The organism is Paenibacillus sp. MDMC362 (assembly GCF_003269305.1).
GTDB lineage: Bacteria > Bacillota > Bacilli > Paenibacillales > Paenibacillaceae > Paenibacillus_AQ.
On sequence record NZ_QLYT01000003.1, the window covers coordinates 59,825 to 82,006 of the forward strand.

Here is a 22,182-nt window from a genome sequence, read left to right on the forward strand (position 1 = left end):
AAAGAGACAAGAATCTGTTATGATTAATACAAGGATTTAGAATAAGTCTAAATACAATAATAAAGGAGACGATATAGATGAGTAACTTAACCCAACAAGCACAAGGAACGACAACCAATGAACTTCAACAAATTTTGAATACGCAGGTAGCCAACTGGAGTTTGCTTGGCGTGAAGCTTCACCACTATCACTGGTATGTAAAAGGTCCTCAGTTTTACATGCTGCACGAGAAATTCGAGGAACTGTACAACACAGCAGCAGGTTATGTGGATGAGCTGGCAGAGCGGATGCTGGCCATTGGCGGCAAACCGGCAGCCAGTATGGCGCAATATTTGAACCTGGCCACGCTGCAAGAGGTTTCCGATGAAAACACGGCCGAGCAGATGGTCGGACAGCTGGTTGCGGATTTCGATCAGCTTGCCGGCGAACTGAAGGCGGGGATCGAAGCCGCAGATCAAGAAGGTGATGACGCTACATCCGATCTGTTGACCGGCATGGTCAGCGATGTACAGAAGCATACCTGGATGCTGAATGCCTTCTTGGGTAAATAATCATTCACATTTGTAAGCTTGCCGTCACCATGACGGATTGCGAGAATAAAGAGGGAGATCGACCTGATTGGGGGTGATCTCCCTCTTTTTTGTTAATCTTGCGTGCGATGTTGTAAGATTAAACTTGAAATTTATTGCGTCTTTCTTCCATGAACTGCGTATACAGTTTATAGTCACTTTTAATGTTGGATAGGAGTAGTGAGGATGACAGAGATGGAATCACGACAACAGCTGGAGTCGCAACTTCAAGAGATTTTGATATGGGAGAAAGAGCAGAAGGATGTCATGTTCTGGGAAAAGCTCGGAAGAATTCCTTTCATGCTGCTGGATCGCCTCACACCCAAGGCTGTTCAAGAGAAAATCGGAAGCGCCTTGAATGAGGTAGGCGGATTTATTCAGAGCGGCGGGAAGCATCTGGTTCGCGAGAAGTCGGTTATGAACGTTCTGGCACAGGCAGCGGGATTAGACGGTCCGAATGCGGTTTCCGGCCCTTCCGTAAAGTCCGCTCAGGAGGAATCCATTGAAGGTGAGAACGAGGAGGAGGTGGCGGCGAATTCAGGGCTTACGCTGGCATCTGCCTCAAAGTTGCCGCTCCAAGTCATGGATACGGCAGCGGATACGCTGACGGTAAAACGAGTCAAATTCGCCGCAGCGCAGGGAGCAGCAACGGGAATCGGGGGGATATTCACGATTGCAGCCGATCTGCCGATGGTGCTCGGTCAATCGCTCAAGGTGCTGCAGGAGATGGCGCTATGTTACGGATATGATCCGAACGATCCCCGGGAGCGGGTATTTATCGTGAAGTGCTTGCAGTTTGCATCTGCCGATATCGTGGGAAAAAAAGCGGTGCTCGAGGAACTCGCCACTTTTGATGATGAACAAATGACAGAGCAGGTATTCTCACAGCTCCAGGGCTGGCGTGAAGTCGTTCAGTCTTATACCGATAACTTCGGGATGAAGAAGCTGTTTCAGCTGATCCCGATCGCCGGGATTGTATTCGGTTCGATCAGCAACAAAGGGACGATCAGCGATGTGGCCGAAGCGGGGAAAATGCTGTACAAGAAGCGGCGTCTGAATTACCGGCTTAAGAATATGGAATATCCCCTGTAATCGTTCAGTCTTCCTTGATAAAAAGGGTTGCCCACCTTAGGCGGGCAACCCTTTTTATTATCATTATGCAATTAGATGTGACATGATTCAGGAAAAAGAAAAAGGCTGCCTATCGGTTGTCCACTTTTTCCGGATAGAGGTCATGATTCATCAGACGGTTCGCAGCGATCTCCTCGTATTTGGTCCCCGGACGACCGTAATTGCAATACGGATCGATGGAAATGCCGCCCCGCGGGGTGAATTTGCCCCATACTTCGATATATCTCGGATCCATCAGCTTGATGAGGTCATTCATGATGATATTGACGCAGTCCTCATGAAAGTCCCCATGGTTGCGGAAGCTGAACAGGTACAGTTTCAAGGACTTGCTCTCCACCATCTTGATATCCGGGATGTAGCTGATGTAGATGGTAGCGAAGTCCGGCTGCCCTGTAATCGGGCACAAGCTTGTGAATTCGGGACAGTTGAATTTGACGAAATAGTCGCGGTAAGGATGCTTGTTGTCAAAGCTCTCCAAAATGCCGGGATCATATTCAAACGTGTATTTCGTGCCTTGGTTGCCGAGCAGGGTAACGTCTTCCATTTCTTCTTTTTGTCTTCCAGCCATATAAGGTAGCTCCTTAAATAAAATTATTAAATGCTTAATCAGGCGCAGCGTATTTTTATTATACCGTCACACGCCGCGTTTATTGCCCCAAACGAGCGTTTGCAATTGCGGCAGGACCCGCACATCGTTCAACCGGTCGGATTGCATGACGGCATCGACAAGCAACTCGTACCGATCCAACAGGTGGGAGACCAGCGAAGCGGTATCGCCTGTACCTACATCGGGATTGCCGGTCTGCAAATAAAACGGCACGTTCGGGTATCGCTCATGGACCGTTTCCGCATAGCTTAGGTCTTTATCGTCAAATACGACAACCTTGAGGCTGAAGGATCTGCCGGGCGCCCGAGCCGACAGCCGGGAGACGATATCATCGAGCTTGGCCCAGTCCGTATCCATCCCTGAGCTTGGCGGCTTGGGGGAGATGGTGACCTCATCAATGTCATTCAGCCAGTCCTGCCAGCGTGAACCTTGGGTCTCCACGGCAACGGTAATTCCATGTCGGTGCAGCTCATCCACAAGCGTACCGAGCTGCGAGAGAAGAGCGGGATTGCCGCCGGACAGGGTGACATGATCGAAGCGCTCACCGCCCAGCCGGTACAGCTCTTGCCAGATTTCGTCTGCATTCATGGGCGAAATGGTGTCCTTGGCGGATCCGTCCCACGTAAACGCGGAGTCGCACCAGGAGCAGCGATAGTCGCAGCCCGCCGTACGAACGAACATGGTCTTCCGGCCAACGACCATGCCTTCACCTTGAACAGTAGGACCGAAAATCTCCATCACGGGAATCGGACGGTCCACTGCTATGACCGTAGAGGAGGCAGTTGAATCGTTCTCAGGCTTTACGTGCACATTATTCATCGATCATCCACTCCCGTCTGACCTCAGCGTAGCTGGTCGGCGTCTCGAACAGGCGAACGAATTCGGTTCGTGTGCCTTGTTGCTCGTGCGACTCTCTGCTGCGGAGGGATTCTTCCATTTTTTCAAACAGCCAGACCACCATGTTTTCCGCTGTTGTGTTCATTGGCGGCAGAGTCTCGTTCAAGTAACGGTGATCCAGATAAGGTTCAATGTCCTTTTTCCAGCAATCCTTGATGTCCCCGAAATCCACGGTAATGCCCACTTCATTGGGAGTACCGCTGATACCAAAGACCACTTTGTATGTGTGGCCGTGCAGGTTCTTGCACTTTCCCTCATAGCAGTGCAGATGATGGGCAGCATCGAAGGTAAACTCCTTGGAGACAAGCACCCGCTTCCGATGGTAACGCAGGCTTCCGGCATCGATGTCCTCGCCAAGCTTTTGCAGATGTTCTACAATGCGGAAAGCGCCGGGCTCGCGGCTCATATTAGACGCCCCCTTCGGATACACGATTACGGCGCTGCATATAGTTGTCGAGCCCCGCTTTTCTCAGCTTGCATGCAGGACATTCCCCGCAACCGTCGCCCTTAATGCCGTTATAGCAGGTCAACGTATGGTCGCGAACATATTCGAGTGCATTCATCTGATCGGCTAGTTCCCAGGTTTCCGACTTGTCGAGCCACATAAGCGGCGTGTGAATGACGAATGGGTAATCCATGGCCAGATTCAGCGTAACGTTGAGTGATTTGATGAAGCTGTCCCGGCAATCGGGATAACCGCTGAAATCCGTTTCGCATACGCCCGTGACCAGATGTTTGGCGCCGATGCCCTTGGCCAGCACAGCGGCAAAGCTAAGGAACAGCAGGTTTCGTCCCTCCACAAACGTAGTAGGCAAGCCGTCGCCTTCGGCAATTTCGATATCGCTTCGCGTCAGCGCATTCGGTGCCAGCTGATTAAGCAGGCTCATATCAAGCACGGTTTGCTTCACGCCCTGTTCCTTGGCGATCTGTGCCGCGCATTCTATTTCAAGCTTATGGCGTTGGCCATAATCAAAAGTTACGGTTTCCACTTCGGCGAAGCGTTCCTTCGCCCAGAACAGGCAGGTGGTGCTATCTTGACCACCGCTGAAAACAACGACCGCTTTTTCATTTTTAAGCATAAAAAAACCTCTCATCCTTCATATTTTAAGAACAGCCAAAAGGGCTGAACCTGTAGAAGAAAGAGAAGTTCATTGAACTGAATCCGTAAAAAAACAAGCCTTATTCTTAGGGTGCAGCATCGAATAAGACACGATAGTTTTTTATAGAGGGAGTTCACGAACCTCTCCCACACACCGCGATAGGCGCATGGATTGTCTTCTGTTGTCCTTGTGACCGCTGAGGATGTTAGAATCCAGCACGCAGTCTGATCACGCCCTCCATTATAACACGGCCCGATTATTTGATAAACACTCCGCCGAAGGGAATTGCTTCCCGCAGAAAACGCTTGATGATGCCCTCATCGTTTAATTCGTCCACGAGTCGCTGATTCTGGCGTCCGGCTTGAAACAACACGTAACCGTCACCGGTCAGCTTCCAGTGGTAGTTCATATGCTGGCTGGCCAGATGATTGCCGTACACGGTCAGGTCCAGCTTGGCCGCTTCCGGATAGGCAATGATGCTCCCGGCGTCCACATACAACGGCTCGGTAGGATGCAGCTTGACTTTACATACCGGACCTTGGGTCAAAATGCCGATGCTGCCATTTCCGGAAAACTTCATCTTAATCGCGTCTCGGGTGACCAGCATGTTCTTGATCTTAAGAATTCGTGTCTGCATCGTAACATGCTGGGTATAAAAGAAAACATGCCGAAAATCATAGAGCATGTCCTGTTCGCCTTCCAGCTCAATTTCATGCATATTGAAGCCTGGCGGGAGCGCAGCCGTGAACTGACTGGGCCCTGTAATATCGGCACGAATCCATTTTTTCTTGCGGTATATGCCTTTTACGTTCATGAGACGGTCGCTGCGTCCGGAGGAGGGCCCCCGATAGGCAACGATTTGCTCAGGATGGAGGACATGGACCGTGTCCCCTTCCGTCAGGGAGAACGTAACCGCTTGTCCCGCTCCGCTGCCGGCTGCATCTTCCATTCGGATTATCATGGCCGCACCTCCTTTTGCCTGGTTGGATGGTAGGGATCTGGATAAAGTTTGTTATTTAGAACGGTTCGTTCGGCGCATGCCGAATCGCAGGACGCGAATGATGACAAAGTATCCGGCAGCCAACGCAACGGCGGTGATCGCCACGGTCTTTATACGTTCCGCCCCGCGATTTCGTGCGGCTTCAGCCTCCTGAAGCTGGCTTACCATTTGGGTTAATTGCTGGTTCTGCTCCGCGAGATTGGAGTTCTGCTCCGCCAGGGTCAGATTTTGCTGCTGCAGCCGTTCGGAGGCGATTCTGGCTTTGTCTAGTTCCTGTAAGGCTTGGTTATAGTTGCTCTTGAGCTGGTTTATTTCATCGGGCAGTCCGGAGAACTGCTGGATATTATCGTACAAATTATTAAAGTAATTGGCGCTGGCGGTCCGTCCACCGGCCGGCAGCGCGATCCCCGCCACCAGCAATATGAGAGAAAGTTGAATTAGCTTGGATTTTGTCGGCTTATGCAAGAGGGACCACCACCATTCGATTATTTATAGTAATTACGAATCAGAATCTGACAGGTTTCTATTAATATATTACCCATATTTGCGATGGAAGTGAATCTATTAACAGCCAAGTTGTTTAACTAGCTCAAGTGAAGGGTAATGTATGTAAGCAAGCGCCCAACAGCCATCCCGTAAGAATGATCATAAAATGAACTAACAGATAAAAGGAGATTACAATCATGATGAAGGATAACAATGTGAAAAAAATTATGATTACAGTGAATGGAAAACCCGTGGGAAACGGATTATTAATTGATAAAGTAACGTACGCTCCCATTCAACGTACATCAAGACATATGGGAGATAAACCCGTTTCGGCAGCAGAAATAGGTTAATGGTTAATAGACCCTGTATCGTGAAATCAAAAGCCTTTAAAATCCGGAGCAGGTCTCCGGTTTTTTTGCGTTTAATTGTGAATGAACCTTCATTCTTTTGCGTATGAGTTTGGCATAAAAAACAAAAAAATTCGTCTGAATATGACGAGATATGGAAGATAATGTTACAAATTTATACAAGTTTCCTTTATACTGGGTTGTAACAAGAACCCATATACATAAACCATAATGATGAAAAAGGAGTTTTGAAGAAATGGCATTTTGCACACATTGCGGCAACAAGTTAACGGAGGGCGTCGCACATCAATGCGTTGACGACATCGCAGCGAATCCTATGAAATACACGGCCGCAGCGACGGAGCCTGAACAAGAGCACGGAGCCTCTTCATCATCTGGAGCTTCAGATGCCAAGACTGCCTCAACGATTCAAGTGGATGGTCAAGTGCTGCTGAAGCTATTAAAAAATCCGATGAGTGCTTTGAACATGCGGGGAGATCAAACTGGTTTGATCTACGGCATGATCGGGATGGCTTCCAGCGTCATCGGATTTTGGTTGTTCGGCCTTGGCATTAAACAGATGTTCTATTCCGGATTGGGCATGGTGTCTGCCTTGTTAAGTAACTTCGGCATGGGGAGCCGCGCGCTATTGCTGGGGCTGTTCTCAACCGTCATTTTATTGGGTTCCTTCTGGTTTGCGGGCAATATGGTGACGAAGCAGAAGCTTGACTGGAAGGAATTCATTGCGAAGATCGGTTCTTTTCAGCTGCCGTTCGGAGCGGCGCTTATAATAAGCGGATTGATCAGTTTCATGTCGTTAAAGCTGGCATTCCTCATTCTTGTATTTGCTTTAATGACCGGACTGGCAGCGAACAGCGCAGCCATTATCGAATTGTACCGCATTGGATCCCGCCAATGGATGAAATTTTTAGGGATTGCTATTGGCATTTATGTTTTATTATTTGCCATTGTACAAACCGTTTTATTGTAGGAATAAGTCAATTCCGACCCAGTAAAAGACTTCCTTGTCCGACATCTGACAATAATCAGCATATTCAAAGGACCGCAGCTGCTAGGGCTGTGGTCTTTTTTTGTCGAATTCATAATAGGAACATATGTTCCGTGACAGTAAGATGTCCATCTGTATTGGTACATTATTAGAAGAAGAGGAAAGAGGTGGATGTATTGCAGTCTGGCTTGTTTTCGGATTTTACATGGAGCCACAGCCATGTATTCGCTGGGGGCACTAGTCAGGTCTTTCTGCTGATCGAGTGGAGGGCTGGTGTGTTGAAGCAAAAAAAGCAGTCTCATGGCTTTAATCAGCCCATGGCTGAAGATGTCCGATTACACCTTCAACTAGGGGAATACGTTCAAGTAGGACATATGTATGGATGCCATGGCGAGATATTGAATGATCGCAACATTTCGTTGTCTTTAGGTTCTTTGTCGGAAGGGAGATCCAAACAGCTGGTTCTTGAGCTAAGTGTCGGAGCCAGGCAATCGGGGGTGTATCCCATAATTACCGCTCTGTGGACCTATATGGATGTTCAGAAGCAGCAGGTCGTCTTGCAGCCGTCTCGAACGATTCCGCTACAATTCAGCAATCATACGGCATTGAAATACCGGAGGGCAGATGATCGCGTTGAGAAGGTGCTGAAGTTATACCAGAATGCTTCCATTCTGGAGCAAGCAAGAAGAGAGCTGGAGCGGGGGAAGCTGGCTCGAGGAGAAGAAATGATTCGTAGACAGGCAGATGAGATGCTTTTATACGCAATCCGATTTCGGGACGCGGATTATTTGAGGGAGGCAGAGACCCTTTATCAATTAATTGGATTGTATCTGGATACATATCGGCAATTATCTTCTGAAAATGCGAATAGAAAGGGGGACTTTAGACTTAAAGATTAACTGGAATGAAGAATCTGTATATAAAAAAGGAAAAATGATTTCAGGGTCGAATGTACTATTTAGCAGTCAATAAATGTATGTCTAATTTACTAGAAAGATAGGGAGAATGCCATATGACAGACCGACTGATCCGACTAATGAGAATCATTACCCTTGTACAAGCAAGACCAGGTATACTGGCTCGAGAGCTTGCCGAACGTTGTGGAACCAGCGAAAGAACCATTTATCGGGATATGGATGCCCTCAGCGCCATGCATATTCCCATCACTCACCAAGGCCGAGGCCGAGGCTACACATTTATCGGGCATTTTGCAATGTACCCGCTTGGTTTAACGGAAGAGGAGGTACAGGCGTTATTTAAGCTATTGACCATATTGGAGCAAATCAAGCCGATGCTGCCCGATGAATTTGAAAGCGCTTATGAGAAGGTATTGGCTGCTGTATATAAGCAAAGCGCGGAAAAAGCTGAAATTCAGGCCGGGGACCGGGATGAATCCTCCACCGGTTTATAACGGTTCCACTACGTGTAACAATTCAACCTCGAACGAAGGACACATCTTCATGTGACTATCGTCGAGGTTTTTATTAATGTATGGGGAATCCATTATTCTCATGTGGAGAAGCGAATGTAGTAGTAAATTAGAATCAGGATAGGAATATTATACCAAAATAGATGATTATATGATAATATAACTATAATTCTCTCATTCATCCAAAAATGTCATGGATGTGTAATTGTGAGAGACGGCGGTTGATGTCCCTAAGCAAGGGCGTAGGAAGGAGATATGGAGCAATAGCATAGGTTTATTCCACAACTTGTATAGGAGGATATTCATGAAGAAAGAGGTAACTAACAAGGTAAGAAAATGGAATATAAAGCTATTGGTTATAGCTTTGATTAGTATGACATGGCTCGGGTTATATGAACCTATTCCCCTTGAGGCAGATAGTGCTGTTGGAGGTCCTAAATTAGCAGTTTTGGTGGATGGAAGAAAGGTGAAGTTTCAAGGCGGAGACCCTGTCTTTGAAAATGGCCGGGTGCAAGTGCCACTCAGAGGTATTGGTGAAGCTTTAAAGGCAGAAATCGGCTTTAGTGGTAAAACTGTTACTTATATGAAAGATGGAAAGTCGATTGCCCTTACCTTAGGGAGTAGAGAGGCCGTTGTAAACGGTAAAAATGTCACTATGGATACTGCTGCTAAAGCTGTTAAAGGGCGCACTTATGTGCCATTAAGATTTGTAAGTGAAAATCTTGGTGTACCAGTAAACTGGGATAAGGTTGGTAATTGGGTTTGGATTGGTTCGAAGGAAGTTCCAACAATTGATGAAGCAGGTATAGAAAAACTACCATTGAGCAAAAGGTTCATAGATTTGGTTTCTACAAAGAAATTCTACATCGACAATAAATCAGGTGTCCAAATCTTTACCTTAAATGATCTTCCACTAGAAATTGGTGATCGTATCATATATGATGTGTGGCCGGTTAAATTTGGTGAGTATCAATCATTAAGGATTCGCTATTCTAACTTCCGGGCAAACATCTTCTATCTTGGAGATCAAGTCCGTAGTAGAGGCAATACTAACTACTTAATCAATAAAGATAAGTCTGTAACAATAACCTATCAAACAACGAGTGAAGGAGACGATTTAAGAGACGGCGATAGGAACTATAAGTCATTTAAGTTGAATAAAGCACTGTACATTGGATTTGATATCGGTACTGATTCATTGGTATTACTTCAGAATCCATTTAAGTAGGGTGCGATCCATGAAAATGAAAAAAGTATTATTCGGGTTGCTAGCGGTACTGATATTAAATTCTATAATATTTCAAAGTGTCTACGCAGCATTACCTACCACACCAAAACCTAGTAATCGAAATATTCATTACTTTGTTGGATTATTCAGTTATGAAATTTGGAGATACTCTGATGGAGTAACTTGGACTCCTGAAGGGTACAAAGGACAGCGCAATAAAAAGATGCCATACACCTATAGTTTTGATATCCCTAACCGGAAAATCAAGAGTGTTTCAGTTGAATGGTTCGATGTCAGTATGTCAGATCCAGATGGCAGAGATCTTTATTTTCGTTCCCGATATCAGCAAGAGACTTGGGATGATCGATACCGAAGTGTAAGTAACAGATACACGCCAAGAATTGACGGAAATGTTCATGGATATGGTACCGATTCGGTTACTTTTAATATTGAAGTGATAGGGGACTTAGATGCACTGGACCCAGTTGTTACCACAAAACAAGAGCAGAATGAAAACGTTATGGGACTCCGTTATTACTTCCCTATACTTTTCACAATCGAACTAGAACCCGACGTAGGTAACGCCATTATAAAACATTACACAACCACAGGTCGTTCGCTGAACGGTACACCGGGCTTTACAGATCGTGAAGAATTATTAGAGAAGAATAGTCCATACTCTTTCACTCATACCCCTGGGAATGCAGATTATACATATGTTGGACACAAGAAAAGCACTGTTTCAACCCCGAGTGGTCGATCAATAACACCTGGTGACCCTAGCCGGTTTACTTATGATGGCTCATTCCCGACATATTATCTGTTTTTTTACTATGAGACCGATAAACCGCCTACCAACCCTGACCCACCGGAGGCCTCTTGCACTAGACCATCACCAGGGACGAAAATGAATGGTCGTTACATGGATCCGGTGGTCACAGCGAAGATTCTCGCTGACCTGCGTGGAAGTGAACGTTTTGATGTTTTGCAAGGAATACCGACGTCTGAAAGTTTGTATGGTAATATCTTGGCTCGTAATTACCTGTATCAGAATACATTTGTAAATATGAAAGGTGTTTGCACCTTTGAGGTCAATGTAGAAAAAACATGGACCGTGTATTGGGACCCAGGTAAACCAGGACCAAATGATCCGAGCGGTAATCCTACAACGGTACCTGATCCACAACAAGCCGAGGAAAAGGTCACAGAACGATACACCGTGGAACGGCCATATTCTTATTGGGTGATTGATAACCTCGAAGTTTATAAGATCGATCAGGGGACTCTAAGGAATTACGCACTACCAGGTGAGCAAATTACAATTTATCCGCAGGGGTACCAGCCACCTCAGTTTACAACCAGTGCATCTGGGGCGTTTTATCCTCCATCCCCACCTGATCCCATTGTAGCTCCATCAGGCTCTTACGGAGGAAGTTCATATAAGACAAAACCTTCCCCGCCAAGTGAGAATCTACAGAGTGTAGCTGAGAATGCTGTAGAAAAAGTCGAGGTCACGAATGACTCTCTGATTTTTAACGGATCTACCATTATGAATTCGAATCGAGTACCGGAAAAAGGGCCTACACCGAGCAGTATCCCCGCTCCCACACATATTAGTGACAATGTGCTGTACAAGCCTAATAATATGATTAGTAGCGATAAGGTTAACAGAGCAAATACAACAAGTGCAGGTACCATTCAATATGATTTATTACCCGGCAACATTAATGGTGGAAGTAACAAAGAATTTCCGATTCACGCCATCAACACCGTCACCGTCCACACGCCGGTAGTCAATTATTCCTCGGTGACGGATGATCAGGCCCACAATCAGAAAACGACCCCGAACCCGAAACGCTCTGCATTCATCTTGGATCGGCCGTTTACGGTACGCATCCCTACCTCGGGTCAGCATCGAAACATCCAGGGATACGGAGACCGAGACTATGCGAAGTATGTAAGATCGAAGCAGGTGTATTTTCCGTTCGATGTTTACAGCAGCGACAGGAGCACCTTTTATCCAAAAGGCACCTGGATTACAATCCCGACGGCTCAGCTGGACACGGAGTTTTTCTTGCCGGTATGGGTGGATGAGGGGGATTATCAGGTATATTTTCGTACGATTGCGGAGAACGCTCCATCCGACTTCACGACGCAGCCCAGCGCGAACCTGGATTTGGCTCACCATGTGGCTACGGATATAGAACCGGTTGAAGTGATCGGGCGCGTATATGATTTCCATATCACGGATATTGCCGATTATAACTGGGAGACGGTCTTCCGCAAACAAAAAGGGAATGCGGCACCAAGCGGCGCGTCCTATTGGACAGGACTTCGCGATATTGACGGTGGAGCACGCGGGAACTCGCTGCCGTACACACTTCCCATTGCACCGGGCAAGCATCCGGCACAGGGATATAAGAATGCGGTCGTAAAGACAGGCTACCATTTCAAATTCGATTTGAAGACGAAGGGCAATATGTTTGGTGTACAAGACGGCATTTCAATTACCCCCAGCTTTTATTTTGTTAGTCAGGACGGCAGCGGACGACAGCCCGTTGATCTGTATTACCATAGCGGAAACCGGAAGTTTATTCGGATCGGTTCCCCGCAGGACACGGAGAAGCGTTATGTCATCCTGAATGACAGGCTGCGCAATGTTCCGCAAGAAGAGCTGCAGGATACTGCTTCGTATTTGTACAATCGCGGCGGAGCCCCGGGGGGAATGTCCGCGGCAGCCTACATGAAGCAGTACTTGGAGAAGATCAGCAAAAGCAAGACCTGGGTAGGTCGGCTCGACTGGATGCTGCTTCCATTCGAAATACGCACACTGATCGGTCCGAAGTCAGGATTGCCAGCCTCCGTTGACACGGAGCGGGCCAACGCGGCCGTACAGCGCTGGTACGGTGAATACAGTCTTCCTGCCGACGTGTATGTGGTGAAGAAAGGGACCGACCTGGCCGCTTATGGACGGACGAACCGCCTGGACGAAAAATCCCCGATTTTTCTCAAAAAAGGGTATATCGTGGTCAATTTCAACATCGAGACGATCCGGGAGGGCAATACGGCCAAACCCCATTTGCAATATATTCATGGCCCACTCATGAATCAATGGCAGCTTGAAGGATACAGCCGCACATATAACGATCCGTATGGTAATAGGTTTTCTCTGATGGACGGGGATGTCATATTCTATCACGCCGATCAATCCAGCAAAGGGGATTTTAAATCTCAGGTACCTCATTAAAGTTTTCACCGGACTTATGTTAGAGGATGATCCTAATCCTTACCCATAACAACACCAAAAAAACAGCCACGCCTGATATTCTCAAAGGCGGTGGCTGTTTTTGGTGTTGTGCTCACTCTGCAATGAAAAAGCACTGTTGATTCACGGCTACACTGTTTACCAGGGGATTAGGTTTCGGTACAGACAAGGGGCGGTGTATCCCGTATCGGGATCAAACCGTAAGCGTCATCGCCAACGCATTCGGCTTATCTTAATACGAGGGCCAGGCATCGTTATCGTAGAGATGGCGGACAAAAGCCATCGGGTTCCGATACGAGTTCTTCCACGCCTCTCCCATGCCGGCCTCCAGGAAACCATACCGTTGATCGCAGCCGTTGCACTCAATGAAATAGAGCCTTCCATCTTCGGTGATACCGATGTCCAGTCCAAAATCGGCAGCATACGGAATAAACTGGGACAGGATGCGGGCGATATGCAGGGAGAATTCCGCAATACGCTCAAGGGTTTCTCCGACAGGGGCATTCGGCATGCAGCGGGTTAGAATGTCCGGTACCTGATAGGCGGAGCCCCCCTGCGCGATGTTGGAGACAAAGGTTTGAGGCGGCGAGGTTTTGGCGAACATGCCCGCGATTTCCCAGCTGCCGCTGCCTCCCCGCTGCACGGTGACCCTGATGTCAAAGGGACGCCCCCGGTATTCTGCCAGCGGGATGCGCTCCTGCACCAGAAAGGGCGCACGTCTGATCCTCTGGTAGATTAGCGGATGAAGCTTGCCTTCGGCCAATGTTACTGTTCTCCATCCTTTAGCCGAAGGGGAAGAGCGGGAATACGTCAATTGGCTGTGCCCGGTGCTCCTTTTTAACCGCATAATGCCGATGCCGATGCTGCCGCTGCATGGTTTTAAGACAAGGTCACCATGTTGGCTTAACATGGATCGAATCGAGACGGGCGTAGCCTTTACCGTATGCGGTAAGGCATTCGTTAATCCCGGATCCTGTTCCAGCATATGGTGTATCGTATCCTTGCCGTAGCGCGTACGGCCGTTAAACACAAAGATTCCTTGTTTGATCAGATCGTCGATCCGCTTGAGTTCACGTCGGTTGTGGTAGATGGCGCGCATATGGATGGCGCGCGGAATGGGAATGTGGACACGGCGGTAACCGGATGGAATGGGTATATATCCTGTCACCTTTCCGGTATCCAATGAAATATGATGAATGGTAAAAAAACAAGGAACCAGCCCGTACATGGCAGCGGCTTCTTCATAGTTAGCCAGTGATTCAGTGCCGATTCTCCCGCTGGAAATTCTGCGATACGTGTTGTTGTTGAGCAGAATGCCGACAAATTCCGGATGCATGGTCATCCTCCTTGTTACCACAGATCATGGAGTCTTTGTACCACATCGTATGCAGGAGGAAGTTTGTCCCGGGTGGACGGGTGTCGCCCGTGGTTGGCCTATTCTTTATCGAAAGATTAGTCACCAATAGCCCCTGATTCGGTATATGTTAAGGTATCCGGCCATACACATGACAGGGATGCGGCTTTTGAATTAGGGCAATGAAACACTGCTGGTATCAAGGGGATAGGTACCTATGATATATCAGTAGTGGTTTTTCATATAGATATGTTGTGAGAAGGGTGTGGAGTTATGGATTTGCGGAAGGTGGCCGTTGTGACGCCGGGGTCCTTTGTGATTCCTTCGGGGAGGAGCAGCTCTGTCGAGCGTGTAGTGGAGCAGACCATTCCATTGGCACAGGGAGCCATGGATGTACGCATATATGGAGTGCTTGGAAAAGGACTCCCTTCAAAAGACACGATCAACGGCGTTCCGTGTTACCGCCTGCCATCGGGAGCGAATTATTATCCTTCCCTGCTGCGGAGGCTTCAGAAATGGAGACCGGATATAATCGAAGTACACAATCGCCCGCTGTTAGCTCAGCGTCTGAAGATGCATCTCCCCGATGTAAAAACTGTACTTAATCTCCACTCCAATACCTTTATATCGCCTCCGTATATGAGCGAGCAGCGGTTTGGGAACATTGCCAGGTGGATGGACCGCATCGTAGTGAACAGCCGTTTTCTGCTGGAAGATATCACGATAAGGCATCCAGAGCTGTCGGATAAAATTACAATCAATCATCTCGGAGTCAGTCTGGAGCATTTTACCCCGCCCTTCAGCCCGGCAGCCAAGGCATGGCGGGAAGCCCGACTTGCTCATTACGGATGGAGCGGGCGGCGCATCATCCTGTTTGCCGGACGACTTATTCCGGATAAAGGCGTTCACCATCTGCTGGAAGCACTGCCGCAGATCATAGATAAGCATCCGGATGTACTGCTGCTCATTATCGGGAGCGCCGGATACGGGTCGGATCGGGAAACCGCCTATGTGCGGGAATTGAAAAGAGCTGCAAAACCCTACCAGCATTGGGTAAACTTTCGCCCCTTTGTACCATACCCGGCCATTGCGGATTGGTATTCGCTCGCAGATATCGTGGTTGTTCCATCCGCCCCAAGAGAGGCGTTTGGACTCGTGAATGTCGAAGCCATGGCAGCAGGCGTGCCGGTAATCGCCTCAAGTGCCGGAGGAATTCCGGAAATTGTGGAAAACGGAGTGACGGGATATTTGGTGCAAAGCGATGATTTTCCAGCCGGACTTGCGCAGCGGATTAACAATCTGCTGCAGGACGAAAATCTTCGCAGACAGATCGGCATGGCCGGTCGCGAAACGGTGCGGCAGCGCTTCAGATGGGACCATACGGCCGAGCGCTGGGTTCATTTAATGCAAACCATCTGAGGATAACCGATGGAACAGTGGCAGGCGCCCCCCTTGCCGAATAGGATGAAGTAACGATTAGAAGCAGAGGAGAGAGCCGACAGTGAACAAAGCCAGAAGGATCACCAGGGGAAGAGGGAAGAGACCGTACCGGCGATATCCTGGCCGTCTCAAGACATCCGCGCACAGAACGGGCATTGATCGTGGCGGTACGGCCGAGTATGAATTGGCCGATGATACGATTGACGCGGCTCATCTTCGCCATCGCAGTGTAAGAAGCGAGGCGATTGAAGACTATTCCGTATATAGCATTCACATATCCCCTGAATCGATTACTTCCTCTAAAATTGCAAGCCATTCGGTGGACTTGGCGCATTTGAGCTTTAATCCGGTACAAGGGATGCCTGGCAGGCCGTTAATGCAGCAGTTTGGCGATATGCCGTTCATGTTTCCTGAAGGCGTGGACACCATCGATGTTGCCGTCTCGCTCCAGTCCCCATATGCCGATGGGAATTATCTCATGGTGGTATCATGCAGCGACCCGGGGTTTCAAGCGGGGGTCAAGTCACGGAATGAGCTTCAGGCGATGGTCGGCATCACAAGGTCCGCAGGCAATCCGCTTGCAGCCGGATGGTTATCATGGATAGCGATAGGCGGGCAATAGAATCGTCAAAAAAGGGCGGGGAGTATACTCCCCGCCCTTTTTGTATGTACAGATAGCGGATGGGAATAAGCGTTGGGGCGTAACCGTACATATGCCGTTACGGTGAAGAAGAGCAAACATACAATAGGATAGATTGCCAAGGAGCAAGTGACCGTTACAAGGGAGGAGGAGTGCAAGTATGCGCAATGTGCAGCGGTTAAGACCCCGAAGAAGGTCGATTTCTCGGCGTCCTTCCAGGGAATCGTTGCAGCCACCCGCTATTCCTACCACCTATCGTCCTATGGAGCCACAGATTCCACGGGAGAATCATCCCCATCCTTGCGTGTCTGTCATTATTCCGGCAATGAATGAAGCTGGTAAGATTTCCGCGGTCATAGCAGAAGCGCGGGCGGTTCATCCCGAAACAGAGGTAATCGTTGTTGCGAACGGGTGTAAGGATCAGACTGCAGCTGTCGCCGAACGGATGGGAGCCAAGGTGTTGTCTTTTGCCGAGCCGCTGGGACACGATGTGGGACGAAGTGTAGGCGCAGAAGCAGCAAAAGGACGAATTCTTCTTTTTACAGACAGCGATATGGTTATTCCCTCCGGTGAGTTAAGGCCTTTCGTACAGGCGGTTCAATCCGGCGTTGATGTGGCGTTGAACGATTATACCGGTCCTATCGATCGGCAGCCGGTTCACCGGGTCATTCTTGCGAAATATACATTAAATTCGATGCTGGGAAGATCTGATTTGCGGGGCGCGTCCATGACAGCTGTACCGCATGCCTTAAGCCGTCGTGCGCTGGAGACAATCGGTGCAAGGGAGCTGTCCATTCCGCCGAAAGCGCAAGCGGCTGCAGTGAACCGGGGGCTGCGTGTGGAGGCGGTCTATCGCGTGGAGGTTGGACGCTTGAATCCCGGTCGAATTCCGGGCGGAGATCCGCTGGAAATGCTGGTGCTTGGCGATCATTTGGAAGCACTGGAAGCCGTGATTGCAGAGCGTGGTATCCGGGGCGGGTATCACGATGGTGGACGAAGACGGAGCGTGGTGAGGTGAGCACGTGCAAAGACGGATTCATAAAAAAATAAGTCGACCAGGATTTAAAGGCCGAAGACGTTTAAAGAAAGGTTCCTCACGGGTGGTGGCATACCGTTTAACACGGAGCAGCCGTTGGGAACGGCTCGCGTTGAATGCGGGAGGTATGATCGGGAGAAGACGAGGAGCCGCCTCCAAAAGGGATGCATCCATGGCCTTAGGTCAATGGCTGACATCCAGCGGAATCCCCCAGCACCAACTCTATCACGTTCTGCCGGGGGTAGCGGAAGCGTTCCGAAGAGGATACGTCAGAGGTTCCAGGCAGTCGATTCCGGCACCGCTGCTGCCGCCTCTGAACGGGCGTGCTTCCGTTATCGTGTCCGCCTGCAACGAAGCGGGTTCCATTCCCATGGTGCTGCGAGAGCTAAAACGGCTTCCATTTCATGAAATCATCGTTGTCGAGAATGGGAGCCATGATCATACGTACGCGGCAGCGCGTTCATTTGAAGGCATTACGGTGATCCACATTCCCGAGCGGCTGGGGCATGATGTGGCCCGTGCCTTGGGAGCGAAGATGAGCACCGGGGACATCGTTCTGTTCATGGACGGGGATATGCCGGTGCCTGCGGAGGAGCTGATTTCCTATCTGGTCGCGGCAGATCGCGGAGTGGATGTGGCATTGAATGATATCATGCCATTGCTGCCGGAATTTGGCCGCCAAGATGAAGTTACCCGCTGTAAAACCTTTCTCAACCGCATGCTGGGACGTGACGATCTGGAGGCCAATTCGCTAACGGCTGTTCCCCATGCGATGACAAGGCAGGCGCTGGAGCGTATCGGTTATGCGAATCTTTCAGTCCCTCCCAGAGCCCAGACGTTGGCCATAAGACATGGGCTTCGGATTGAAGCGGTAAGGACCGTGGATGTTTTGAGCGTCAACCGGCGAAGGAAGACGAATCGCGGCAAGGACAATCCAGTGGCAAAGCTGATCATTGGGGATCATATCGAAGCCCTGGGAGATACGATGAAAAGCCTTGGCGGGCGCCTTCAATGGGGACAGGTGTCACGGACGGAATTAGCCTTACGGAGGAACAGCCTATGAGCGGACTAACGAGTATTATTATCCCCACGTATAACGGACTGCATCTGCTCCGTACCTGTGTGGACCATATCCGGGCATATACCGATGTCCCCTACGAGATTATTGTCGTGGACAATGGTTCGCGGGATGGAACCGGTGAATATTGTGTACGGGAAGGGCTTTTGCTTGTCTCGCTGCCGGAAAACACCGGTTTTCCCATCGCGTGTAACCAGGGTCTCCGGTTGGCTTCGGGAGATCAATTATTGCTGCTGAACAATGATGTTTTTGTTTCGCCGCGGTGGCTGACATTATTGCAAGAAGCGTTATACAGCAAGGAAGAGATCGGGGTTGTGGGGCCTGTGACGAATTACGCAAGCGGTATCCAGCAGGTAAAGGTAGGTTATACGGACAGAGCAGGCTACATCCAGGAGGCAGAACGTTGGAATGTACCGAATTCGGCACTGTGGCACGAAGTGAATCGTATCGTGGGGTTATGTTATTTGTTTAAGCGCACGGTCATGGATCGGGTGGGATACCTGGATGAGATGTTCTCGCCCGGACACTATGAGGATGATGATTACTGTTATCGCGCTCGCCTTGCAGGGTTCAAGCTGGTGGTGGCAGGGAATGTGCTCGTGCATCATGAAGGGAGTGCAAGCTTCCGAACCCGGTTCCCGAGCGGATTCCAGGAGTTGATTGAACGAAACCGGAGACGGTTTGTAGAGAAGTGGAATGTAGACCCATTACAATTCATCGAGGAGAGAGGTGACGCATCATGAAGGGCGTATTGCTGGCAGGGGGGAACGGCACCCGACTACTTCCGCTGACGAAATATATGAATAAGCACCTGCTTCCGGTAGGAAAGCATCCGATGATTGCTTATGGAATCCACAAGCTGCATCAGGCGGGCATCGATGACATTTTATTGATTACCGGCTCCAAATCGGTTGGCCTGTACGCCGAATATTTGGAGAACGGACGGAGCTTTGGTGTCAATTTGACCTATAAGGTGCAGGAGCAGGCAGGCGGAATTGCGGAGGCGTTGGAGCTGGCGAAGGGATATATACCTCACGGTGAAAAATTCGTTGTTCTGCTGGGGGATAACCTGTTTCAGGATGATTTAAAGCCGTTCATTCAGCATTATGTACAGCAGCCTTCCGGTACGGCTATGGTACTGCTCAGTCCTACGGATAGCCCCCATCGGTATGGCGTACCTGTATTTGCGGAGGATGGCAGTGGGAAATTGCTGTTCATTGAGGAAAAACCCGTAAATCCCCGGAGCCGTCATGCGGTGACGGGAATATATATGTATGACCATAGCGTATTTGATATCATCAGCCGAATCAGTCCGTCAGAACGAGGGGAATTGGAGATTACCGATGTCAACAATCTGTATGCAGCCAACGGGACGTTAATTTATGACATCCTGCAGCAGTGGTGGTGCGATGCCGGCACTTTTGAATCGTTGCAGGAGGCGGCTGTGCATATGAAGGATGAATTGCCATGAAAAAACGGCGTGCAGTACGGGCTGCAATCCATACCGGAGAGCCGCAGGAGGGGGGAGTATCGGGCGAGCATTACCGAGCCGGTTATGAGGCCGGTTATGCTCTCGGGCTAAGGCTTGGGCAGGAGGACAGGGGCAGCGTGTTCGAAGGAACGAGCATTATTATCCCTGCGGATTCTCGGCATGATGCGGCGGTTCAAGTCATACAGCATATTGAGACAATGACTCCCCATCTCTACGAGGTGCTTGTTGCCGATGCTGGCGCCACAGCGAATACGAGGCGGTATATTCATGATCGAAGAGGAGTCGTGCGTCACGTCAAGGGGAATAGCGGAGATCATCTAGCCAGCGTAGTGAATAAGGCGATTTCAGCTTCACTTGGCGAGTATATCGCCATATTGGCCAACGATCCTCCGCAGATGGATAACTGGCTTGGGGTTCTGATGTGCGAGTTTGAGCGTGAGCCTCCAATAAAAATGGTCTACGCCAGATCTGAAGCAACGGGTATAGGAGCAGCATGGGTGGATGAGGAGGAGACAGCTCTGCCGAATACCTCGCCCAGTCCATTAAGCTGTTTGCTGTTCAGACGTTCGCTCCCGGCGGAGATCGGACTGTGGACTGAAGAGATCCTTTCCGCGGAAGACCATATGCACAGATGGCTTGAACGGATACCCGCGGAACAGAGATTACAAATAGAGGCATCATCGCTATTTGCAAGCGGGAAGATATGATTTGAATGTTGCACGGAGAATTCGTTTTCCGCATATGCTGAACTGATAGAAGAGTGAAGGGGAGTACCGACGTGGAGAGCAAAATCGATGATATGATAGCGCATCTTTCGCATTCTCAACAGCAGCTGGCCCGGATTTTGGAAGCTCAGCGCCATGCTGCTGTTCGCATGGCTCAAATTATACATTCTCTTCCTGAATATGAGTTTCAGCTTGCTGAAGGTCCGAAATCATCAGGAGGACAGACGACCCTAATCAATCGCAGCATCGTGTCTTATTTGAACGCCATGGCGGATCTGCAGCAAACCGCAGCGGATAGCCTGGAGATCGTGTTAAAGGAATTGAGAGACCAAGAGGAAGAATAACCCGGTAATCTTACCGGATGACAGAGGCGGGAATGCAGGTGAGCAAGGAAGAGTCTTTGATGCGAATGCTGGAATCAGCCGTTGCCATTCAGCGCGAGACCTCTCTGATCCTGGAAGGGAAGGCTGTCGAAGCTGAAAAAGTTCGCGAGTGGGTGCTTTCGCAGGATCCCTCCGCCGGTGGATTGAAGGATTCGCTGGTGATGCATGAGCAAATCGTGGAGCAGATAGAAGGACTGACCCGAATCGGATCGGGGCTCTGCCGGAATCTGCGTGTGGCTTTAGGTACCGATGATCAGGCGTCAAGCGGAGGTTTTGATGAATTTGATTTTGGAGATTCGGATTCATGATTACACGCACCCACCGGGAGCATGAAGCAAGGGTAGCCATGATATCATCTATCGCCAGAAGCCAGGAGGCATTGGCCGGCATTTTGGAGAATATTGCCGAAGTCTCGGCCCATTCCAACGTAACTGCGAAAAAGCTTGCTGAGAATATCCGGCTATTAACCGGTTACCAGTCGGTTATGACGGAGATGCTGACAGGCATACCGCTGAACCGAACGAAACGGGGATCTCCTTCTTCCCCATGGCTTGCAGCCGGAAGAAATGCAAGCCACGGTACAGCAGACCAGAAACAAACCACGCACTCGGGAGGTTAATGACAGGATGAAAGTGAAAATAAAGGGCTTGCGAAAGAGCGGACGTGCACGTCATGCCGGTAGTAAGAGATTATCCTTGGCTGTAAGACGCTTGAAGGTTGTTAAAGGTGCCAGGCGGCGGCGTGGCGGAAACTTGAGTTTGCGTAAACGCCGCGGGATTCGAGGCCGCTATCGTTTACGAAGAGGAGCGCGCGTTTTCTATCCCGCCTCATCCCAGGCGTATAACCAAGGGTATAGTCAGGCATATGACGAAGGATTTAAATCGGGATTTGCGAAGGGTTATGAAGACGGGCAAATCCCTCCTGCACCTGTATGAAGGCGGACAGGGCGGCTCTCACGGAAGG

The 22,182-nt window shown here is 49.4% G+C and carries 26 protein-coding genes; 19 read left to right on the forward strand and 7 right to left on the reverse strand.

Annotated elements, in window-relative coordinates; all coding sequences use genetic code 11:
• The first annotated feature begins 77 nt into the window (after positions 1-77).
• Positions 78-551, forward strand: a complete 474-nt coding sequence (locus DP091_RS00315) for a Dps family protein (protein WP_113056542.1) — start codon at positions 78-80, stop codon at positions 549-551.
• Positions 552-755: 204 nt separating this feature from the next.
• Positions 756-1,661, forward strand: coding sequence for an EcsC family protein (locus tag DP091_RS00320; RefSeq protein ID WP_113056543.1), 906 nt, complete (start codon positions 756-758; stop codon positions 1,659-1,661).
• Between the two features lie 109 nt (positions 1,662-1,770).
• Here DP091_RS00320 and queF read toward each other — a convergent pair whose 3' ends face one another.
• The 6 genes from queF to DP091_RS00350 form a co-directional block, all read right to left on the reverse strand.
• A complete protein-coding gene (queF, locus tag DP091_RS00325) occupies positions 1,771-2,268 on the reverse strand; it encodes a preQ(1) synthase (protein ID WP_009591586.1) in 498 nt (165 codons plus the stop codon).
• Between the two features lie 66 nt (positions 2,269-2,334).
• Positions 2,335-3,126: a 7-carboxy-7-deazaguanine synthase QueE gene (gene queE, locus DP091_RS00330; protein WP_373456877.1), complete on the reverse strand. Its 792-nt coding sequence runs from the start codon at positions 3,124-3,126 to the stop codon at positions 2,335-2,337.
• Positions 3,119-3,610: a 6-carboxytetrahydropterin synthase QueD gene (gene queD / locus DP091_RS00335; RefSeq protein ID WP_113056544.1), complete on the reverse strand. Its 492-nt coding sequence runs from the start codon at positions 3,608-3,610 to the stop codon at positions 3,119-3,121. Before queD ends, queE begins: the two co-directional genes overlap by 8 nt.
• A gap of 1 nt (position 3,611) precedes the next feature.
• Positions 3,612-4,283, reverse strand: coding sequence for a 7-cyano-7-deazaguanine synthase QueC (gene queC / locus DP091_RS00340; protein WP_113056545.1), 672 nt, complete (start codon positions 4,281-4,283; stop codon positions 3,612-3,614).
• A 277-nt stretch (positions 4,284-4,560) separates the two neighbouring features.
• A complete protein-coding gene (locus tag DP091_RS00345) occupies positions 4,561-5,265 on the reverse strand; it encodes an AIM24 family protein (protein WP_113056546.1) in 705 nt (234 codons plus the stop codon).
• Between the two features lie 51 nt (positions 5,266-5,316).
• Positions 5,317-5,769, reverse strand: coding sequence for a cell division protein ZapB (locus DP091_RS00350; protein ID WP_113056547.1), 453 nt, complete (start codon positions 5,767-5,769; stop codon positions 5,317-5,319).
• A 218-nt stretch (positions 5,770-5,987) separates the two neighbouring features.
• On the opposite strand from DP091_RS00350, the gene DP091_RS31180 reads away from it, so the two are divergent.
• The 6 genes from DP091_RS31180 (at position 5,988) to DP091_RS32300 (ending at position 13,053) form a co-directional block, all read left to right on the forward strand.
• Entirely contained in the window at positions 5,988-6,143 is a 156-nt protein-coding gene (locus tag DP091_RS31180) for a hypothetical protein (protein ID WP_181469697.1), read from the forward strand.
• A 253-nt stretch (positions 6,144-6,396) separates the two neighbouring features.
• Positions 6,397-7,131: a hypothetical protein gene (locus DP091_RS00355; protein ID WP_113056548.1), complete on the forward strand. Its 735-nt coding sequence runs from the start codon at positions 6,397-6,399 to the stop codon at positions 7,129-7,131.
• Between the two features lie 293 nt (positions 7,132-7,424).
• A complete protein-coding gene (locus DP091_RS00360) occupies positions 7,425-8,048 on the forward strand; it encodes a hypothetical protein (RefSeq protein ID WP_258394348.1) in 624 nt (207 codons plus the stop codon).
• Positions 8,049-8,161: 113 nt separating this feature from the next.
• A complete protein-coding gene (locus DP091_RS00365; protein ID WP_076323038.1) occupies positions 8,162-8,560 on the forward strand; it encodes a helix-turn-helix transcriptional regulator in 399 nt (132 codons plus the stop codon).
• 322 nt (positions 8,561-8,882) lie between these two features.
• Positions 8,883-9,806, forward strand: a complete 924-nt coding sequence (locus DP091_RS00370; RefSeq protein WP_113056550.1) for a copper amine oxidase N-terminal domain-containing protein — start codon at positions 8,883-8,885, stop codon at positions 9,804-9,806.
• A gap of 10 nt (positions 9,807-9,816) precedes the next feature.
• Positions 9,817-13,053, forward strand: coding sequence for a DUF5704 domain-containing protein (locus DP091_RS32300; RefSeq protein WP_373456878.1), 3,237 nt, complete (start codon positions 9,817-9,819; stop codon positions 13,051-13,053).
• A 250-nt stretch (positions 13,054-13,303) separates the two neighbouring features.
• On the opposite strand, the gene DP091_RS00380 is transcribed toward DP091_RS32300, so the two are convergent.
• On the reverse strand, positions 13,304-14,407 hold the full coding sequence (locus DP091_RS00380; protein ID WP_113056551.1) for a YheC/YheD family endospore coat-associated protein: 1,104 nt from the start codon (positions 14,405-14,407) through the stop codon (positions 13,304-13,306).
• 291 nt (positions 14,408-14,698) lie between these two features.
• On the opposite strand from DP091_RS00380, the gene DP091_RS00385 reads away from it, so the two are divergent.
• The 11 genes from DP091_RS00385 (at position 14,699) to DP091_RS00435 (ending at position 22,154) form a co-directional block, all read left to right on the forward strand.
• On the forward strand, positions 14,699-15,844 hold the full coding sequence (locus DP091_RS00385; RefSeq protein WP_113056552.1) for a glycosyltransferase family 4 protein: 1,146 nt from the start codon (positions 14,699-14,701) through the stop codon (positions 15,842-15,844).
• A gap of 82 nt (positions 15,845-15,926) precedes the next feature.
• A complete protein-coding gene (locus DP091_RS00390; protein WP_113056553.1) occupies positions 15,927-16,487 on the forward strand; it encodes a WIAG-tail domain in 561 nt (186 codons plus the stop codon).
• A gap of 178 nt (positions 16,488-16,665) precedes the next feature.
• Positions 16,666-17,523, forward strand: a complete 858-nt coding sequence (locus DP091_RS00395) for a glycosyltransferase family 2 protein (RefSeq protein ID WP_113056554.1) — start codon at positions 16,666-16,668, stop codon at positions 17,521-17,523.
• 145 nt (positions 17,524-17,668) lie between these two features.
• On the forward strand, positions 17,669-18,604 hold the full coding sequence (locus tag DP091_RS00400) for a glycosyltransferase family 2 protein (protein ID WP_113056555.1): 936 nt from the start codon (positions 17,669-17,671) through the stop codon (positions 18,602-18,604).
• Positions 18,601-19,362 (forward strand): glycosyltransferase family 2 protein, encoded by a 762-nt coding sequence (locus DP091_RS00405; RefSeq protein ID WP_113056556.1) that lies wholly within the window; start codon positions 18,601-18,603, stop codon positions 19,360-19,362. Before DP091_RS00400 ends, DP091_RS00405 begins: the two co-directional genes overlap by 4 nt.
• On the forward strand, positions 19,359-20,090 hold the full coding sequence (locus DP091_RS00410) for a sugar phosphate nucleotidyltransferase (RefSeq protein WP_113056557.1): 732 nt from the start codon (positions 19,359-19,361) through the stop codon (positions 20,088-20,090). The genes DP091_RS00405 and DP091_RS00410 overlap by 4 nt, the downstream gene beginning before the upstream one ends.
• Entirely contained in the window at positions 20,087-20,818 is a 732-nt protein-coding gene (locus DP091_RS00415) for a glycosyltransferase (RefSeq protein ID WP_113056558.1), read from the forward strand. Before DP091_RS00410 ends, DP091_RS00415 begins: the two co-directional genes overlap by 4 nt.
• Before the next feature lie 71 nt (positions 20,819-20,889).
• Complete coding sequence (locus tag DP091_RS00420; RefSeq protein WP_113056559.1) at positions 20,890-21,180, forward strand: nucleoside-diphosphate sugar epimerase; 291 nt, start codon at positions 20,890-20,892, stop codon at positions 21,178-21,180.
• A gap of 32 nt (positions 21,181-21,212) precedes the next feature.
• Positions 21,213-21,527 carry an alpha-helical endospore appendage domain-containing protein gene (locus DP091_RS00425; RefSeq protein ID WP_258394350.1) on the forward strand — a complete coding sequence of 105 codons (315 nt, stop codon included), beginning with the start codon at positions 21,213-21,215 and terminating at the stop codon, positions 21,525-21,527.
• Positions 21,524-21,838, forward strand: coding sequence for a hypothetical protein (locus DP091_RS00430; RefSeq protein WP_113056560.1), 315 nt, complete (start codon positions 21,524-21,526; stop codon positions 21,836-21,838). Before DP091_RS00425 ends, DP091_RS00430 begins: the two co-directional genes overlap by 4 nt.
• A gap of 7 nt (positions 21,839-21,845) precedes the next feature.
• A complete protein-coding gene (locus tag DP091_RS00435) occupies positions 21,846-22,154 on the forward strand; it encodes a hypothetical protein (protein ID WP_113056561.1) in 309 nt (102 codons plus the stop codon).
• Positions 22,155-22,182 lie beyond the last annotated feature (28 nt).

Excerpts from the sequence above, each read along its gene's own strand:
- DP091_RS00315 (WP_113056542.1), top strand. The coding sequence starts at position 78 with ATGAGTAACTTAACCCAACAAGCACAAGGAACGACAACCAATGAACTT.
- DP091_RS00320 (WP_113056543.1), top strand. The coding sequence starts at position 756 with ATGACAGAGATGGAATCACGACAACAGCTGGAGTCGCAACTTCAAGAG.
- queF (WP_009591586.1), bottom strand. The coding sequence starts at position 2,268 with ATGGCTGGAAGACAAAAAGAAGAAATGGAAGACGTTACCCTGCTCGGC.
- queE (WP_373456877.1), bottom strand. The coding sequence starts at position 3,126 with ATGAATAATGTGCACGTAAAGCCTGAGAACGATTCAACTGCCTCCTCT.
- queD (WP_113056544.1), bottom strand. The coding sequence starts at position 3,610 with ATGAGCCGCGAGCCCGGCGCTTTCCGCATTGTAGAACATCTGCAAAAG.
- queC (WP_113056545.1), bottom strand. The coding sequence starts at position 4,283 with ATGCTTAAAAATGAAAAAGCGGTCGTTGTTTTCAGCGGTGGTCAAGAT.
- DP091_RS00345 (WP_113056546.1), bottom strand. The coding sequence starts at position 5,265 with ATGATAATCCGAATGGAAGATGCAGCCGGCAGCGGAGCGGGACAAGCG.
- DP091_RS31180 (WP_181469697.1), top strand. The coding sequence starts at position 5,988 with ATGATGAAGGATAACAATGTGAAAAAAATTATGATTACAGTGAATGGA.
- DP091_RS00355 (WP_113056548.1), top strand. The coding sequence starts at position 6,397 with ATGGCATTTTGCACACATTGCGGCAACAAGTTAACGGAGGGCGTCGCA.
- DP091_RS00365 (WP_076323038.1), top strand. The coding sequence starts at position 8,162 with ATGACAGACCGACTGATCCGACTAATGAGAATCATTACCCTTGTACAA.
- DP091_RS00370 (WP_113056550.1), top strand. The coding sequence starts at position 8,883 with ATGAAGAAAGAGGTAACTAACAAGGTAAGAAAATGGAATATAAAGCTA.
- DP091_RS32300 (WP_373456878.1), top strand. The coding sequence starts at position 9,817 with ATGAAAATGAAAAAAGTATTATTCGGGTTGCTAGCGGTACTGATATTA.
- DP091_RS00380 (WP_113056551.1), bottom strand. The coding sequence starts at position 14,407 with ATGCATCCGGAATTTGTCGGCATTCTGCTCAACAACAACACGTATCGC.
- DP091_RS00385 (WP_113056552.1), top strand. The coding sequence starts at position 14,699 with ATGGATTTGCGGAAGGTGGCCGTTGTGACGCCGGGGTCCTTTGTGATT.
- DP091_RS00395 (WP_113056554.1), top strand. The coding sequence starts at position 16,666 with ATGCGCAATGTGCAGCGGTTAAGACCCCGAAGAAGGTCGATTTCTCGG.
- DP091_RS00400 (WP_113056555.1), top strand. The coding sequence starts at position 17,669 with ATGATCGGGAGAAGACGAGGAGCCGCCTCCAAAAGGGATGCATCCATG.
- DP091_RS00405 (WP_113056556.1), top strand. The coding sequence starts at position 18,601 with ATGAGCGGACTAACGAGTATTATTATCCCCACGTATAACGGACTGCAT.
- DP091_RS00410 (WP_113056557.1), top strand. The coding sequence starts at position 19,359 with ATGAAGGGCGTATTGCTGGCAGGGGGGAACGGCACCCGACTACTTCCG.
- DP091_RS00415 (WP_113056558.1), top strand. The coding sequence starts at position 20,087 with ATGAAAAAACGGCGTGCAGTACGGGCTGCAATCCATACCGGAGAGCCG.
- DP091_RS00425 (WP_258394350.1), top strand. The coding sequence starts at position 21,213 with ATGCAGGTGAGCAAGGAAGAGTCTTTGATGCGAATGCTGGAATCAGCC.
- DP091_RS00430 (WP_113056560.1), top strand. The coding sequence starts at position 21,524 with ATGATTACACGCACCCACCGGGAGCATGAAGCAAGGGTAGCCATGATA.
- DP091_RS00435 (WP_113056561.1), top strand. The coding sequence starts at position 21,846 with ATGAAAGTGAAAATAAAGGGCTTGCGAAAGAGCGGACGTGCACGTCAT.